This is a genomic window from Blautia sp. MB18-30 (assembly GCF_023669475.1).
In the GTDB taxonomy this organism is placed as follows: Bacteria; Bacillota; Clostridia; order Lachnospirales; family Lachnospiraceae; genus Blautia_A; species Blautia_A fusiformis.
Genome location: NZ_JAMOYY010000056.1, coordinates 1 through 15,447 on the forward strand (window position 1 = coordinate 1; position 15,447 = coordinate 15,447).

At 46.0% G+C, this 15,447-nt stretch carries 14 protein-coding genes and 1 tRNA gene; 9 read left to right on the forward strand and 6 right to left on the reverse strand.

Annotated elements, in window-relative coordinates; translation table 11 throughout:
* Window positions 1-208 precede the first annotated feature (208 nt).
* From NCY57_RS15580 to trmB, 6 genes are all read right to left on the reverse strand, one after another.
* A complete protein-coding gene (locus NCY57_RS15580) occupies window positions 209-430 on the reverse strand; it encodes a hypothetical protein (protein ID WP_237971615.1) in 222 nt (73 codons plus the stop codon).
* Between the two features lie 173 nt (window positions 431-603).
* On the reverse strand, window positions 604-2,181 hold the full coding sequence (gene guaA / locus NCY57_RS15585) for a glutamine-hydrolyzing GMP synthase (RefSeq protein WP_021652384.1): 1,578 nt from the start codon (window positions 2,179-2,181) through the stop codon (window positions 604-606).
* Between the two features lie 120 nt (window positions 2,182-2,301).
* Window positions 2,302-3,843: an alanine/glycine:cation symporter family protein gene (locus NCY57_RS15590; protein WP_250789829.1), complete on the reverse strand. Its 1,542-nt coding sequence runs from the start codon at window positions 3,841-3,843 to the stop codon at window positions 2,302-2,304.
* An 812-nt stretch (window positions 3,844-4,655) separates the two neighbouring features.
* A tRNA-Lys gene (locus NCY57_RS15595) sits at window positions 4,656-4,728 on the reverse strand.
* 94 nt (window positions 4,729-4,822) lie between these two features.
* Window positions 4,823-4,996, reverse strand: coding sequence for a hypothetical protein (locus tag NCY57_RS15600; RefSeq protein ID WP_173739392.1), 174 nt, complete (start codon window positions 4,994-4,996; stop codon window positions 4,823-4,825).
* A gap of 218 nt (window positions 4,997-5,214) precedes the next feature.
* Window positions 5,215-5,871, reverse strand: a complete 657-nt coding sequence (trmB, locus tag NCY57_RS15605) for a tRNA (guanosine(46)-N7)-methyltransferase TrmB (RefSeq protein WP_092072632.1) — start codon at window positions 5,869-5,871, stop codon at window positions 5,215-5,217.
* Between the two features lie 831 nt (window positions 5,872-6,702).
* Here trmB and NCY57_RS15610 point away from each other — a divergent pair.
* The 9 genes from NCY57_RS15610 to NCY57_RS15650 all read left to right on the forward strand — a co-directional run bounded on the left by NCY57_RS15610 (window position 6,703) and on the right by NCY57_RS15650 (window position 15,250).
* Window positions 6,703-7,023 carry a hypothetical protein gene (locus tag NCY57_RS15610; RefSeq protein ID WP_173739393.1) on the forward strand — a complete coding sequence of 107 codons (321 nt, stop codon included), beginning with the start codon at window positions 6,703-6,705 and terminating at the stop codon, window positions 7,021-7,023.
* Window positions 7,024-7,042: 19 nt separating this feature from the next.
* A complete protein-coding gene (locus tag NCY57_RS15615; RefSeq protein WP_227588831.1) occupies window positions 7,043-8,086 on the forward strand; it encodes a V0D/AC39 family V-type ATPase subunit in 1,044 nt (347 codons plus the stop codon).
* An 18-nt stretch (window positions 8,087-8,104) separates the two neighbouring features.
* A complete protein-coding gene (locus NCY57_RS15620) occupies window positions 8,105-10,045 on the forward strand; it encodes a V-type ATP synthase subunit I (RefSeq protein ID WP_118607928.1) in 1,941 nt (646 codons plus the stop codon).
* A gap of 67 nt (window positions 10,046-10,112) precedes the next feature.
* The gene (locus NCY57_RS15625) at window positions 10,113-10,544 is read left to right on the forward strand and encodes an ATP synthase subunit C (RefSeq protein ID WP_015525392.1); all 432 of its coding nucleotides are present in this window, start codon (window positions 10,113-10,115) and stop codon (window positions 10,542-10,544) included.
* A gap of 1 nt (window position 10,545) precedes the next feature.
* Window positions 10,546-10,854: a V-type ATP synthase subunit F gene (locus NCY57_RS15630; protein ID WP_021653137.1), complete on the forward strand. Its 309-nt coding sequence runs from the start codon at window positions 10,546-10,548 to the stop codon at window positions 10,852-10,854.
* A gap of 12 nt (window positions 10,855-10,866) precedes the next feature.
* The gene (locus NCY57_RS15635; protein ID WP_250789830.1) at window positions 10,867-11,454 is read left to right on the forward strand and encodes a V-type ATP synthase subunit E; all 588 of its coding nucleotides are present in this window, start codon (window positions 10,867-10,869) and stop codon (window positions 11,452-11,454) included.
* Complete coding sequence (locus NCY57_RS15640; protein WP_015525389.1) at window positions 11,447-13,216, forward strand: V-type ATP synthase subunit A; 1,770 nt, start codon at window positions 11,447-11,449, stop codon at window positions 13,214-13,216. The genes NCY57_RS15635 and NCY57_RS15640 overlap by 8 nt, the downstream gene beginning before the upstream one ends.
* A 15-nt stretch (window positions 13,217-13,231) precedes the next feature.
* Window positions 13,232-14,614, forward strand: coding sequence for a V-type ATP synthase subunit B (locus NCY57_RS15645; protein WP_015525388.1), 1,383 nt, complete (start codon window positions 13,232-13,234; stop codon window positions 14,612-14,614).
* Window positions 14,615-14,626: 12 nt separating this feature from the next.
* Entirely contained in the window at window positions 14,627-15,250 is a 624-nt protein-coding gene (locus NCY57_RS15650; RefSeq protein WP_059086266.1) for a V-type ATP synthase subunit D, read from the forward strand.
* Window positions 15,251-15,447: the final 197 nt, after the last annotated feature.

The window sequence follows — 15,447 nt, forward strand, 5'->3', positions numbered from 1 at the left end:
ATATTGTATTTACATAATATAAAATCATGAAAAACTATAAAATTAATATAATATTTTATAACACTTCAACCCATTTTATTGTTTTGTACCCAAATCGTACCCAACGCCATCTAAAAAATCCCTACAAAGCCCATAAATACAGGCTTTGTAGGGATTTACCTTTGTCCTTTCGCACCCTCTTTTGACACTTTTTTCGTAATTTCATTTGTCAAAACCGGGAAGGCTTTATCCATAAGATATCAAGATAATCCGGCTGCAACAGACTATCTTTTTTTATTCTTTTTTCGGATAATCTTTCCGCGCCCCTCCTTTTTTTCTGTTCATTTTTTAAATCTCTTTTTCTTTTTTTCACAGACCTGTGATGCCTGGTTTTTGGCTTAGTTAAGCCTTTTTTAAGGTTTCTTTTTGGTTTCTTTTCTCTTTTTTCCATTAAAAAAACCCTGTTCCAGGATTTCTCCTGAGACAAGGTTTTTGGTGGTTCTTTTGGGTTTATTTTTCTTCTTTTGGGCTGGAAGCGGATGAAGATTGAATAAACGGGAGGCACTGGTTTTTGACAAGGGATGTTACGAAAAAAAATGTCAAAAGGCAGTGCGAAAAAATATTTTATTCGAATTCAATCGTTCCAGGCGGCTTACTAGTAAGATCATAGAATACGCGGTTTACGCCCTTAACTTCATTAATAATACGGTTCATCACCTTATTAAGTACTGCATAAGGAATCTCAGCAGACTCAGCAGTCATGAAGTCAATGGTCTTAACGGCGCGGAGCGCCACTGCATAATCGTATGTTCTGAAGTCTCCCATTACACCTACGCTTCGCATATTTGTAAGGGCTGCAAAGTACTGGTTCGGCATCCAGGACGGATCTTCTCCGTGTTCTTTTTTGTAGTCGGCGGCTGCATTGTCGACTTCTTCACGGTAGATGTAGTCTGCATCCTGTACGATGCGTACTTTTTCCTCGGTGACTTCACCGATGATACGGATTCCAAGTCCCGGGCCCGGGAATGGCTGACGGAATACCAGTCTTTCCGGAATTCCAAGCTCAAGGCCGGCTTTACGGACCTCATCTTTGAACAGGTCACGAAGCGGTTCAATGATTTCTTTGAAATCAACGAAATCCGGAAGGCCTCCTACGTTGTGATGGGATTTGATCACTGCGGATTCTCCGCCGAGACCGCTCTCTACAACGTCCGGATAAATGGTTCCCTGTGCAAGGAAATCTACAGCACCGATCTTCTTGGCTTCTTCTTCGAAAATACGGATAAATTCCTCACCGATGATCTTACGCTTCGCTTCAGGCTCTGTAACACCGGCAAGCTTGTCGTAATATCTCTGCTGTGCGTTCACGCGGATAAAGTTCAGGTCAAACTGACCATTCGGTCCGAATACACCTTCAACCTCATCACCTTCATCCTTACGAAGAAGGCCATGATCTACAAATACGCAGGTAAGCTGCTTGCCGATCGCTCTGGAAAGAAGTCCTGCTGCCACGGAGGAATCTACACCACCTGACAGGGCAAGGAGAACTTTTCCATCACCGACTTTCTCGCGGATCTCTTTGATCGTATGTTCAACAAAGGCATCCATCTTCCAGTCTCCGGCACATTCGCAGACACCAAGTACGAAGTTGGACAGCATTGTCTTTCCTTCTACTGTGTGCAGTACTTCCGGATGGAACTGGATCGCATACAGTTTCTTCTCTTCATTCTGTGCAGTTGCTACCGGACAGTCTGCAGTATGTGCAGCGATCTCAAATCCCGGTGCAGTCTGGGAAATATAGTCTGTATGGCTCATCCAGCAGATTGTTTTGTCGGATACATTTTTGAAGATCCTGGAATCTTTCTTATCGATGAGAAGCTCTGTCTTACCGTATTCGCTGACATCTGCCTTCTCAACTTTTCCGCCAAGGACATGCATCATAAGCTGTGCTCCATAGCAAAGTCCAAGTACCGGAATACCAAGCTCAAATAATTCCTTCTGGTAAGTCGGTGAATCTGCCTCATAGCAGCTGTTTGGTCCGCCGGTAAGGATGATTCCCTTAGGATTCATCGCTTTAATCTTCTCAAGATCTGTCTTGTAAGAATAAATTTCGCAATATACATTGCATTCTCTGACACGTCTTGCAACCAGCTGATTGTACTGACCGCCAAAATCAATGACAATAACTAATTCTCTTTTCAAGGCTTTCCTCCTGTTATTTATAACATCTTTAGAATCTGTTACTCATTATAAATGAGTACATGCACTTTTACAATGCTAATTTTATCTCCCGCCGGAATTTTTATTTTCCGGAAAAATTTTTTACTGCTTTTTTGCCTGCTCATCCCAGTAAGCGCAGTCATTTCTTCCAATTACCTCCGATGTAAACGGAGTACCGTCATTCTTCTTATAATGTCTGGTCGCCCGGAAAACATATTTCGCACCGACATAAACGATCGGTACGTTGAAAAATACGATCAGAATATTTCCAAGATCAGAAAATGCCCAGAGATTTCCAAGCTCCAGTCCTGCGATATTACAGAGGATACCAAATGCGGCAACAAAAAGACCGATACAGCGTACAAAATTAATACAGATCTTATCCTTGCGGATACGGTTGGCTGCGATTTCCGAAAAGCTAATCATTCCAAGCAGACAGGTAAATGCAAACAGGCAGAAACATAAGGTTACAAGAAATGTAACGACCCCGTTCATTGCAGTTCCAGGAGTCAGCACAGCAATGGACTCCGTATATTTGGGAAGTTTATCAAGAGCCTGCCAGCTTTCCGCATCTGCTCCCGTCCAGCAATGTGCCATAACTACCACAAATCCGGTAAGTGTGCAGATCACAATGGTATCAAGAAAAACTCCCAGAGAAGCGATCACACCCTGCTCACATGGATGCTTTGCATCAGCTGCTGCCGCTGACATGGTGATCGTTCCCTGACCAGCCTCATTGGACATCAGGCCTCGTTTTACGCCCTGTGCAAGAACTGTTCCAAAAACGCCTCCAAAAAATGCATCCGGCTTAAAGGCTCCTGCAAACACGCTTCCGAAGAAATACGGAATACGGGTAAAATTCAATATGATAAGAAGTAACACTACTACCATATAGAGCACTGCCATCACCGGCACCATCATATCTGTCCATCTGGATACTTTTTTGATTCCGCCAAATGCGATAGCTGCTGTGAGGATTACGATCAGCGTACCTACTATATAATAGAAGGCTGATCCGCTTGGAATGGTTTTTCCGGTTACGATCTCTGCCATGCGTCCTACTGATGAAACAACGTTAAAGCCCTGTGCCGGCAGACAGCAAAGCGCATACAGAATATACAATACCGAAAGAAAAACACCGATCCATACCTTATTTCCAAGAAGCTTTCTCCCATAAAAAGGAAGACCTCCTACGAACTCATCGTCCTTCTTCTCCTTGAAAATCTGAGCAAGGACACCCTCCATGTATGCAACTGCCATCCCGAAAAACGCAGATATCCACATCCAGAACAGGGCCCCCGGTCCACCCACTGCAATAGCACCTGTTACGCCCAGGATATTTCCCGGTCCTACACGCATAGCTGAACTCAGGAAAAACGATGCAAGCGGCGAAATTCCTGTTTCCACAACACGTTTCTCCGTCATGGTCCTGATTCCTTTTTTAAAGTAAGTCACCTGCATAAAACCGATCCTGAAACTGAAAAAAATCCCGGACCCAAGAAGTAATATGATCGCAAAGGATATATTTCCCAGAATCGGGATACTGCTGTACCAGTCAAAATTCGTGGGGAACTCCCACAGAAAATCAGACAGTGGACCGATAAAGCTGAACACTCCATTGATCGCCTCAAACACTTTCTCCATAGCCATCTCCTCCCTTTTCATCTGAATACCTCAGAATTGAACCATCTTTCCGGATATCACATTTTCCGCTGGACATAAAATATAGATATATTCATTTATACCCCTCAGAAAAATTTCCGCACCTGTTCATATAACATGTGTACCACATCCATCCTCGTTCATTTCCCCTCCGGATTTTTATGCTATGGTTTATTATACCGTATCGGCTTAAAAAAGTCTTATTTATTTTCACTATTTTTGTACAAATTTCAGAATTTTCTATTCTTACAAGCCCCACCGACTGCTATTGCTTTTCGCCCCCCCGCAGGGGACTTACTTGATTCGAGTCAAGCGGATATTCACAATCCGCTTCGCTACGCGGTTCTACACCGAATAACTGCTTCACAGTGTATCAGACTTTATAAGATATTTAGACTTTCCTCACAAATTTTTAAAACGCTTCTCACAGTTCCATCACATTTTGACGGTATATTATTAATCAAATAAAGCACAAAGCTTTTTCATCTTATAGATCATTACTTATTTTTCTTTTCATACTCTGCCGGGTCCCTTCCAAGACCCGGCCCTCCTTTTTATCTTCTTACAAACTCCCATAGTATACCATCCTTTCTTTATTCAAAAGGATCTATACCTATAATCATGGTGTCTATATTAGACATTCTGATTCTATCTGATGATCGACATTTTCATCTCGGTCCATTTCCTCCAGATCACTCCGTCCAGACAAAACCTCAAAACCCCTGAAACCCGCATAAACACAACAAAAAAACACCGTCCCCGCAGCTCTATATCTGCAAAAACAGTGCCTTTAGTGCGTCTTCAGGGGTTCGAACCCTGGACACCCTGATTAAGAGTCAGGTGCTCTACCAACTGAGCTAAAGACGCTTATTTAATTGTTTGTCTTTCGTTTTTTGTTTCGTTCGTTCCTCAAGACATGTTGTATTATACGTTATGATTTGAAGAAAGTCAACACCTTTTTTTAATTTTTTTTATTTTTTTCTTTTTTATTTTTTATATCTTCATTTGATGCAATTTTGTTCAGTGATTTTTCTATTTCTGACAGCGAATTTCTGATCTGAAATGCCTGGCTTTTGACGCCGCGTTTTACACTATTGAGATTTCGACGGAATGAGTTGGATTTTCTTTTTTTCAAACCTTATCTTCCCCTCTTTCTTTATACAGATCAGGCAGCTTCTCCTGCAGATTCGTATCTTCCTGCTTGACGCTCCCTCTTATTTATTATATGAAAACAGGCCGATCTGTTTACAGATCAGCCCGATAAAACAACCTTCTATATTAATGCAGAATATCTATGCGCCAGATAAGCTTTGATATCAGATACCTTCTGAAAACCACCTAACCTTACCTCTTCTATTTTTGTCTGATCACCATCTTACAGATCGGATTGCCCATGGAAGAAAACTTCTCCTCATACTCCGTCATCACATTTCCCTTCACCAGCTCCTCATCATGATGAAGATCAAACGTACAAACCTCCAGGTTCCAGTCAGACTCCTTCACCTCTTCCAGGGAAAATTCAAACAATCCACGGTTATCTGTCTTAAATTCCACAGTACCCTCTTTTTTCAGGACCTGCTCATACCTCTTCAAAAACTCCCTAGAAGTCAATCTTCTCTTGGCATGACGGGCCTTCGGCCACGGATCGGAAAAATTCAGATAAATCCCGTCAACCTCATCCTTCTCAAAAATCTCCGGCAAAAGCCTTGCATCCACACGGATGAACACCAGATTTGAAAACTTCTCCCCGGCCTCCTCAAGCTCCTCCCTCTTCTGAAGTGCCCGAAGCAGCACACTGTCATACATCTCGATTCCAACATAATTCCTCTCAGGATGCAGCCGCGCCATATCCATCAGAAAACGCCCTTTTCCCATACCAACCTCAAGAAAAAGCGGTCTCTTCTCCCCAAAAACACTCGCCCATTCCCCTTTAAACTTCTCCGGTTCATCAATCACCCAGTCACACTCCAAAATCGCATCCTTCGCCCCGGGAATATTACGTAATCTCATAAATAACCTCCAAATTAATCTTCCTATAATATACAAATCAAATAACTACCTCTCGCAGCCAGCAAAAGCAGTCTATAACAATTCCCCAAACCAATGAAACCACTATAATACATCCGCCACCAGCCACACAAACCAGAATACCTGCACAAATCCAAAAAAATCATCATTCCTCTTCCAGAATATCCGATAAAACACCCTGTACAATGCATCCCAATATTCAACTATACATGTAACCCCCACCCCGCCGCAAGCAAAAAATAAAAAAAATCCTCAACCAGGCGACAGCAACGCGCTTCGCCATCCACCCCCAATACCATCCGCATCCATATACACATCCCCTCAACCAGGCGACAGCAACGCGCCTCGCCGTCCACCCCCAACACCATCCACATCCATATACACATCCTCCCAACCAGACGACAGCAACGCGCCTCGCCGTCCACCCCCAACACCATCCGCATCCATATACACATCCTCTCAACCAGGCGACAGCAACGCGCCTCGCCGTCCACATCCAACACCATCCGCATCCACACACATCGGCTCAACCTCACACATCCAACACCGCAGCATACATACACAAGTCAACAACCTCACACCACCACAACCAAGAACTCCTAAAAAAAGCCCGAGGGGTGTGCAGAGGGGCCATGGCTTTATGGCCCCTTTGCGGTTTTCCTCTTTTCCCACAAAACCCCAAAAAATATCTTTTTACCCACATTTCCCTCAAAAGTTTGCAGAAAAATTAACAAAATTTTAGTTGTTTTTACCATAAAAAAGGTGTATCATATAAAAATCAATTATAAACAATAAACAAACAAGGAGGGCGTTATGGAACAAATCCTAAATAAGCTTTCGGAAATCGAAGCTACAGCCAATGCCATCATGCAGGACGCTGCGCGACAGAAACAGGCTCTCTCGGAAGAAGCAGAAAAACAGACGAAGGAATTCGACGCTTCACTTGAAAAAGAAACCAGCGACGAGATCCGGAAGATCCGTGAAGATCTGGCCCGCGAGAAAGACGCCCGGATCAATGAGCTTCGTGCAGAAACCGAAGACCAGCTATCCAGGCTGGATGCCTATTACGAAGCCCATCACGAAAATCTTTGCAGTGAGCTGTTTCAGAAAATAACAGGCATCACCGAAACCTGAAGGGAAAGGAAGTGATTCAATGGGCTCTGTCCTCTCATACAGCGGACTCTCCACCAAGATCCGCGCCATGCAGAGCAGGCTTGTGACAGATGAGCAGCTGGAAGAAATCGTTCAGCTTCCCAATGTCCCCCAGGTAACAGCCTACCTGAAACGGACTCCCGAATATCAGAATATCTGGTCCGGTCTCGATGAAAATGATCTTCACCGCGGACAGATAGAAAAACTCCTGAAGAAATCCATCTTCCTGAATTTTTCAAGGCTTTACCACTTTGCAAATCAGGAACAGCGAACGTTCCTGTCGCTTTACTCGAAGCGTTATGAGATCCGCGTCCTGAAAGAAATCATGACGAATCTCTTTGACCACCGGGACACCGATCCCGTAGATATTTCTCCCTACCGCGATTTTTTCAGACATCATTCCAAGCTGGACATTGACAGGCTTACCGCCTGCACTAATATGGATGAATTCATTGCGGCACTGAAGGGAAATGATTTTTTTATTCCGCTGTCTCAGGTCAACGAACGTGGAAATGCCACGCTTTTTGACTTCGGCATGGCACTTGACCTTTCGTATTTTTCACAGATCTGGAATGTGCGGAAGAAGCTTTTCAAAGGTAACGATCTGAAACAGATCACCAAGGCTTACGGTGAAAAATTCGATATGCTGAACCTGCAGTTCATCCAGCGCTCCAAACGCTGCTTTCAGATGGAATCGGCTGCTATTTACGCATTGCTGGTCCCCATGAACTACAAGCTCCGCAAAGAGGAGATCACCACCCTTGTGGAGGCCCCTACACCAGAAGAGTTCCGTCGTATCTTCAATGGAACTTATTATGGTAAGAAATACGAACAGCTGACCGTCGCCAGTCTGGAAGAATTTTATAACTATATTCTTCGCAGCATACTGGAACAGGAAGCACGCAAGGATCCCTATTCCGTAGCAGTCATCTATTCCTATTTATATCACAAAGAACATGAAGTCAACCGTCTGACCATTGCCCTTGAATGCGTGCGCTATGGCGTGGACCCAGAACAATCCCTGCGTTATATACGCAACGGTTAATAACCAGGAGGTAGCAACGTGATTGAAAAAATGAATTTTCTGAGCATCACCGGTCCCAAGGCAGATATCGACCGGGTTGTAAACACCTACCTGTGCAAGTACGAGATCCATCTGGAAAACGCTCTCTCAGAGCTGACCACAGTAGAAAGTCTGACGCCTTTCCTGGATGTCAACCCCTACAGAGATGCCTTAAATTCCATCAATACCATTTATGAGGAGCTGAAAACTCCTCCGTCCACTTCCAACAGAAGCCCGGGTATTGAAACAGCACTTTCCACAGTAAAGGAGATCCGCTCCCAGGCGGATCAGCTCCAGAAGGAACAGTCCGAACTGGAAGAAAAATGTTCCTCTCTGGAAGAATCACTGCGGATCATACGTCCCTTCCGAAATATTGATTATGATATTTCATCCATACTTCATCTGAAGTATATCCATTTTCATTTCGGACGTATCGAGAAACAGTATTATGAGAAATTCAAGAAATATATTTACGACAATCTGAACACGATCTTCCTTAAATGCGATGAAGATGACCAATACGTCTGGGGCGTTTACTTCGTACCGAAGCATGATGCGCACAAAATTGATGCCGCCTACTCTTCTATGCACTTTGAAAAGATCTTTGTGCCGGATAATTATACCGGAACTGCCCAGCAGGCATTTTCAAGCGTAAGCAAACAATACGAGGATGCCCTGAAGCATCTGGAAACACAGAAACAGAAATACCAGAGATTTCTTGCAGATCAGGCAGAAACCATCGTTACCGCCAGAAACACACTTCTTCAGTTTTCCAGAAATTTCGATGTCCGGAAAGCGGCAGCCTGCACCGGAAAGCATGAAAATTTCTATATTCTCTGCGGATGGATGACAGAAGCCGACACCAGAGCTTTTCAAGCCGATATCTCATCCGACGAAAAAATCTTCTGCCTGGTAGACGGAGAAGATACCAATACGCCGGAACACGACCAGAACCATCAGCCGCCGACCAAGCTGAAAAACCCGAAGCTTTTCAAACCCTTTGAAATGTATGTAAAAATGTACGGACTTCCCGCCTATGGCGAGATGGACCCCACCTGGTTTGTTGCCATCACCTACTCCTTTATTTTCGGAGCCATGTTCGGTGATGCAGGACAGGGACTCCTGCTCTTTATCGGAGGATTGCTCCTGTACAAGCTGAAGCATATCGATCTTGCCGGAATCATCAGCTGCGCCGGAGTCTTTTCCACATTTTTCGGTCTGATGTTCGGAAGTATCTTTGGATTTGAGGATGTCATACCTGCTCTGTGGCTGCGGCCTGTGGACAGTATGACGACCATACCTTTTATCGGAAAACTGAATACCGTATTTATCGTTGCCATCGGCTTCGGCATGGGAATCATCCTCTTGTGTATGGTTTTCAACATCATCAATTCCTTTAAAACGCATGATGTTGAAAAAACCTGGTTTGACACCAACGCTGTGGCAGGACTTGTATTTTATGGCTCCGCAGTTCTCTGCATCGGACTCTTTGTATCCGGGCATGCAGTTCCGGGTGGTGCAGTCCTTGCCATTATGTTTGGTTTACCGCTGCTTCTTATTTTCTTCAAGGAGCCTCTTACAAACCTGGTAGAAAAAAAGGCCGAGGTTATGCCAAAAGAAAAAGGCATGTTTATCGTACAGGGTATCTTTGAACTGTTCGAGGTTATCCTGAGCTACTTTTCCAATACACTCTCCTTCGTGCGTATCGGTGCTTTTGCAGTCAGCCACGCAGCTATGATGGAGGTTGTACTTATGCTTGCAGGCGCGGAGAACGGCAGTCCGAACTGGATCGTCATCATTCTCGGAAACCTGTTCGTATGCGCTATGGAGGGCCTGATCGTAGGTATCCAGGTACTCCGTCTGGAATATTACGAAATGTTCAGCCGTTTTTACAAGGGCAGCGGACGGAAATTCGAGCCGTTCTGTTCAAAAAACAAATAAAATGCCAGAGTCGGAACGCATTCTGATCCGGGCATTCAATTAAACGAATATTAAGGAGGTCATCATCATGACAGTCATTACACAGATCACAATCGCAGTTGCACTTGTACTCAGCATCATTCTTCCATTTGGTTATTATCTTCTCGGCGAAAAAAGCCGCGGCCGCTACAAAACAGCTCTTGGTGTCAACGCCTTTTTCTTCTTCGGGATCATGCTTGTTGCCATTGCAGTAACATTTGCAGGCGGAGCTTCCGTACAGGCTGCTACAGGCGCTGACGCAGGCCTTGCAACAGGTATGGGTTACATCGCAGCAGCACTTGTTACCGGACTTTCCTGTATCGGTGGTGGTATTGCCGTTGCCAGTGCGGCAAGCGCAGCACTTGGAGCGATCAGTGAGGATCAGAGCATCCTTGGTAAATCTCTTATCTTCGTAGGTCTTGCCGAAGGTGTTGCTCTTTATGGACTGATCATCTCCTTCATGATTCTGGGTAAACTTTGATATGAAAATGTATCTGATCAGTGACAATATTGATACTCTGACAGGAATGAGACTGGCCGGTGTAGAGGGTGTGATCGTTCATGAGCACGACGAGCTGAAGGAAGCTCTGGAGCGCACCATCGCAGACAAAGAGATCGGAATCATACTCCTGACCGAAAAATTCGGCCGGGAGTTTCCTGAAATCATTGATGATGTCAAGCTTCATCACAAAACACCTCTCATCATTGAAATTCCTGACAGACATGGTACCGGCCGCAGACCTGATTTCATTACATCTTATGTAAATGAGGCCATCGGATTAAAATTATAGGCAGGTGATATTATGACAATTGAAGAGAAGCTTAAACACTTCTATGACACCTCCGTGGACGAAGCACGCCGTCAGGCGGAAAAAGATGTCCGGGAACACAAGGAAACCCTGGATGCCGCACTGGAGGAACATAAAAAAATGTCTCTGGGAAATGCTGCCAGTTCCCGCAAAGCCGAGATCGCAAACGCAAAGCGTGAGATCAACAAGGCACTTTCCGCAGAGCAGCTTCACATCCGGCGAAACTGGACTGCCAGACAGAGCCGCTTAAAAGAAAAACTTTTTGCAGATGTCCGGGTACAGATCCTGAAATTCATGGAATCTCCCCGCTATGAAGAATATCTTTGTACAAAGATCGAGGAAGCTGTCTGCTTCGCGGAACACGATGAGATCCAGATCTATCTTTCAAAAGAAGATGAACCCCGTCTGAAGTCTCTCACTGTAAAGACCGGTTTCCCGCTGAAGGTTTCCGATGAATCCTTTATCGGCGGGATCAAGGCGATAATCCCTGAAAAAAATATCCTCATCGACAATTCCTTTGAGGAAGGCTATCAGGCAGCTTACAGAGAATTCAAATTTGACGGAGGTCCAGCACATGAGTAAAACAGGTATTATCTACGGTGTTAACGGTCCTGTTATCTACCTCAAGGGCGACACCGGCTTCAAGATCTCCGAGATGGTCTATGTAGGCCCCGAAAAACTGGTTGGAGAAGTCATCGGTCTTAAGAAACATATGACGACCATACAGGTTTTTGAGGAAACTACAGGGCTGAAACCCGGAGAAACTGTTATCGGAACAGGAGACGCTATTTCCGTTCTCCTTGGTCCGGGAATCATCCACAATATTTTTGATGGTATCCAGAGACCTCTGGCAGAGATTGCCCAGGCCTCTGGAAAATATATTTCCCGTGGTGTCAGCGTTGACTCTCTTGACACAGAAAAAAAATGGGAAACCCACATTACCGTAAAGGAAGGTGACGTCATCGGTGCAGGCACGGTTATTGCCGAGACACAGGAAACCGCCTCCATCCTTCACAAATCCATGGTTCCGCCCACGATCACACACGGAACCGTTATCCATGCAGCTCCTGACGGTGCCTATACCGTTCTGGAGCCCATTGTTACCATCCGCCTTGATGACGGAACTGAAAAAGAACTGGCACTTGCCCAGAAATGGCCGATCCGTGTTCCACGACCGACCTACAAGCGTTTCCCGGCCAGCGTTCCGCTCCTTACCGGTCAGCGAATCCTGGATACCCTTTTCCCTATTGCCAAGGGAGGCACTGCCGCAGTTCCCGGTGGATTCGGAACAGGAAAAACCATGACACAGCACCAGATCGCCAAGTGGTCTGACGCAGATATCATCATCTATATCGGCTGCGGCGAGCGTGGAAACGAGATGACACAGGTTCTTGAGGACTTCAGCAAACTGATCGACCCGAAATCCGGAAACCTGATGATGGACCGTACCACACTGATCGCCAACACCTCCAACATGCCGGTTGCAGCCCGTGAGGCTTCCATCTACACAGGTGTTACACTTGCGGAATATTACCGTGATATGGGTTATGATGTAGCGATCATGGCAGACTCCACATCCCGATGGGCCGAGGCTCTCCGTGAGCTTTCCGGACGTCTGGAGGAGATGCCTGCAGAGGAAGGCTTCCCTGCATATCTGGCAAGTAAGCTTTCCGCCTTCTATGAGCGCGCGGGAATGATGCAGAACCTGAACGGAACAGAGGGTTCCGTATCCATTATCGGTGCCGTTTCCCCTCAGGGTGGTGATTTCTCCGAGCCGGTCACACAGAATACCAAACGTTTTGTCCGCTGTTTCTGGGGACTGGACAAGGCTCTTGCCTATGCCCGTCACTTCCCTGCCATCCAGTGGCTGACCAGCTACAGCGAATATCTGGAGGACCTGACTCCCTGGTACAGAGAGCATGTCTCCCCGAAATTCGTTTATGACAGAAACCAGATCATGGCTATCCTCAACCAGGAAAGCTCTCTTATGGAGATCGTCAAGCTGATCGGAAGCGATGTTCTTCCGGATGATCAGAAGCTGACGCTGGAGATCGCCAGGGTTATCCGTCTGGGCTTCCTGCAGCAGAACGCTTTTCACCAGGAGGACACCAGTGTTCCTATGGAAAAGCAGTTCCTGATGATGGAAACCATCCTCTATCTCTACGAAAAATGCCGTGCCCTTGTAAACCGTGGCATGCCGGTTTCCGTGCTGAAGGAGGATAAGATCTTTGAACGTATCATCGCCATCAAATACGAGGTTCCAAATAAAGAGCCGGAGCGTTTTGATGAATATCATAAAGATATCGACCGCTTCTACGACAATGTACTGGAAAGAAACGGTTAAAGGAGGGATCAGTTTATGGCAATCGAATATCTTGGCCTGAGTGAAATAAACGGCCCTCTTGTTGTCCTTGAGGGTGTAAAAAACGCATCTTACGAGGAGATCGTGGAATTCCACATGGAGGACGGCACTCAAAAGATCGGCCGTATCGTGGAAATCTATGAGGACAAGGCCGTTATCCAGGTTTTTGAGGGAACTGACAATATGTCCCTCGGCAATACACACACACGTCTTACCGGACATCCTATGGAGATCGGGCTTTCTCCTGAGATCCTGGGACGTACCTTTAACGGTATCGGCCAGCCCATTGACGGGCTTGGCGAGATCACACCGGAGGTCAGCCTGAACATTAACGGGCTTCCGCTGAATCCGGTAACCCGTGAATATCCACGAAACTATATCAACACCGGTATCTCCGCTATTGACGGACTGACCACACTGATCCGCGGCCAGAAGCTGCCGATCTTTTCCGGTAACGGTCTTCCACATGATAAGCTGGCTGCACAGATCGTTCAGCAGGCTTCCCTGGGAGCAGACTCCGATGAGAAATTCGCCATTGTTTTTGCAGCAATGGGTGTGAAATACGACGTAGCGGAATTCTTCCGCAGGACCTTCGAAGAAAGCGGTGCGTCCGACCACGTTGTGATGTTTTTGAACCTTGCAAACGATCCGGTTGTAGAGCGTCTTCTGACACCGAAGATCGCCCTCACTGCCGCTGAGTATCTTGCTTTTGAAAAAGGCATGCATATCCTGGTAATCCTGACTGATATCACCTCCTTCTGTGAGGCCATGCGAGAGGTTTCCTCCTCCAAGGGTGAGATTCCTTCCCGAAAGGGTTATCCCGGATATCTGTACAGTGAGCTTGCAACCCTTTACGAGCGTGCGGGAATCGTCCGTGGCGGCACCGGGTCTGTAACCCAGATCCCAATCCTGACCATGCCAAACGACGACATCACACACCCGATCCCGGACCTTACCGGATATATCACAGAAGGCCAGATCGTACTGGACCGCCAGCTTCACGGTCAGGCGATCTATCCGCCGATCAATGTTCTGCCATCCCTGTCCCGTCTGATGAAGGACGGTATCGGTGAAGGCTTCACACGTGCCGATCATCAGGATGTTGCCAACCAGCTCTTCTCCTGCTACGCAAAGGTAGGCGATGCAAGAGCTCTGGCATCCGTTATCGGTGAGGATGAGCTTTCTCCGCTGGATAAGCAGTACCTTGTATTCGGAAAAGCCTTCGAGGCAGAGTTTGTAGGACAGTCAGAAACAGAGAATCGAAGCATCATCGAAACTCTGGATAAGGGCTGGGAGCTTCTTGGCCTTCTTCCAAGAGAAGAGCTCGACCGTATCGATACCAAAGTTCTGGATCAGTATTACAGAGAAACCGTCCGTTAGTGAGGTGATTTTATGGATCCGAATACCTTTCCCACCAAGGGAAATCTCATACTTGCAAAAAACTCTCTGGCTCTTTCCAAACAGGGCTATGAGCTTATGGACAAAAAGCGTAATATCCTGATCCGTGAAATGATGGAGCTGATCGATCAGGCAAAGGATATCCAGTCACAGATCGATGAGACCTTCCGTACCGCTTATGCGGCTCTTCAGAAGGCAAATATGGAAATTGGAATCGCTTTCGTAGACCAGATCTCTCATACCGTTCCTGTGGAAGATTCCATCCGAATCAAAACCAGGAGTGTCATGGGAACCGAGATCCCTCTTGTGGAATATGACAAAAAAGCAGGCAACACGCCGACCTACGCCTACTACAGCACCAAGCTGTCCCTGGACGAGGCCAAGGCAGCCTTCGAGCGTGTAAAGGAGCTGTCCATCCAGCTCTCCATGATCGAAAACGCCGCCATCCGTCTTGCCACCAACATCAAAAAAACCCAGAAGCGTGCCAATGCGCTGAAAAACATCACCATCCCCAGATACGAAACTCTCACCCGAGATATCACCAATGCTCTGGAAGAAAAAGAGCGTGAAGAGTTTACACGTCTGAAGGTGATCAAACGTATGAAACAAAATAGTTAAAAAAATCCTCCGCAGATCTTTCCGGTTCTGCGGAGGATTTTTTGGTTATCCACATTTATCCACACCTGAAAATGACTTTTCAACACCTTGCAGTGATCGTTTTAACTGGGCACTGTTCTTTTTTATCCTCATTTCCATACATCCGATAGTCCCCCTTTTAAATAGATTAGTTTTTCAAGAATTTACTCATTATTATC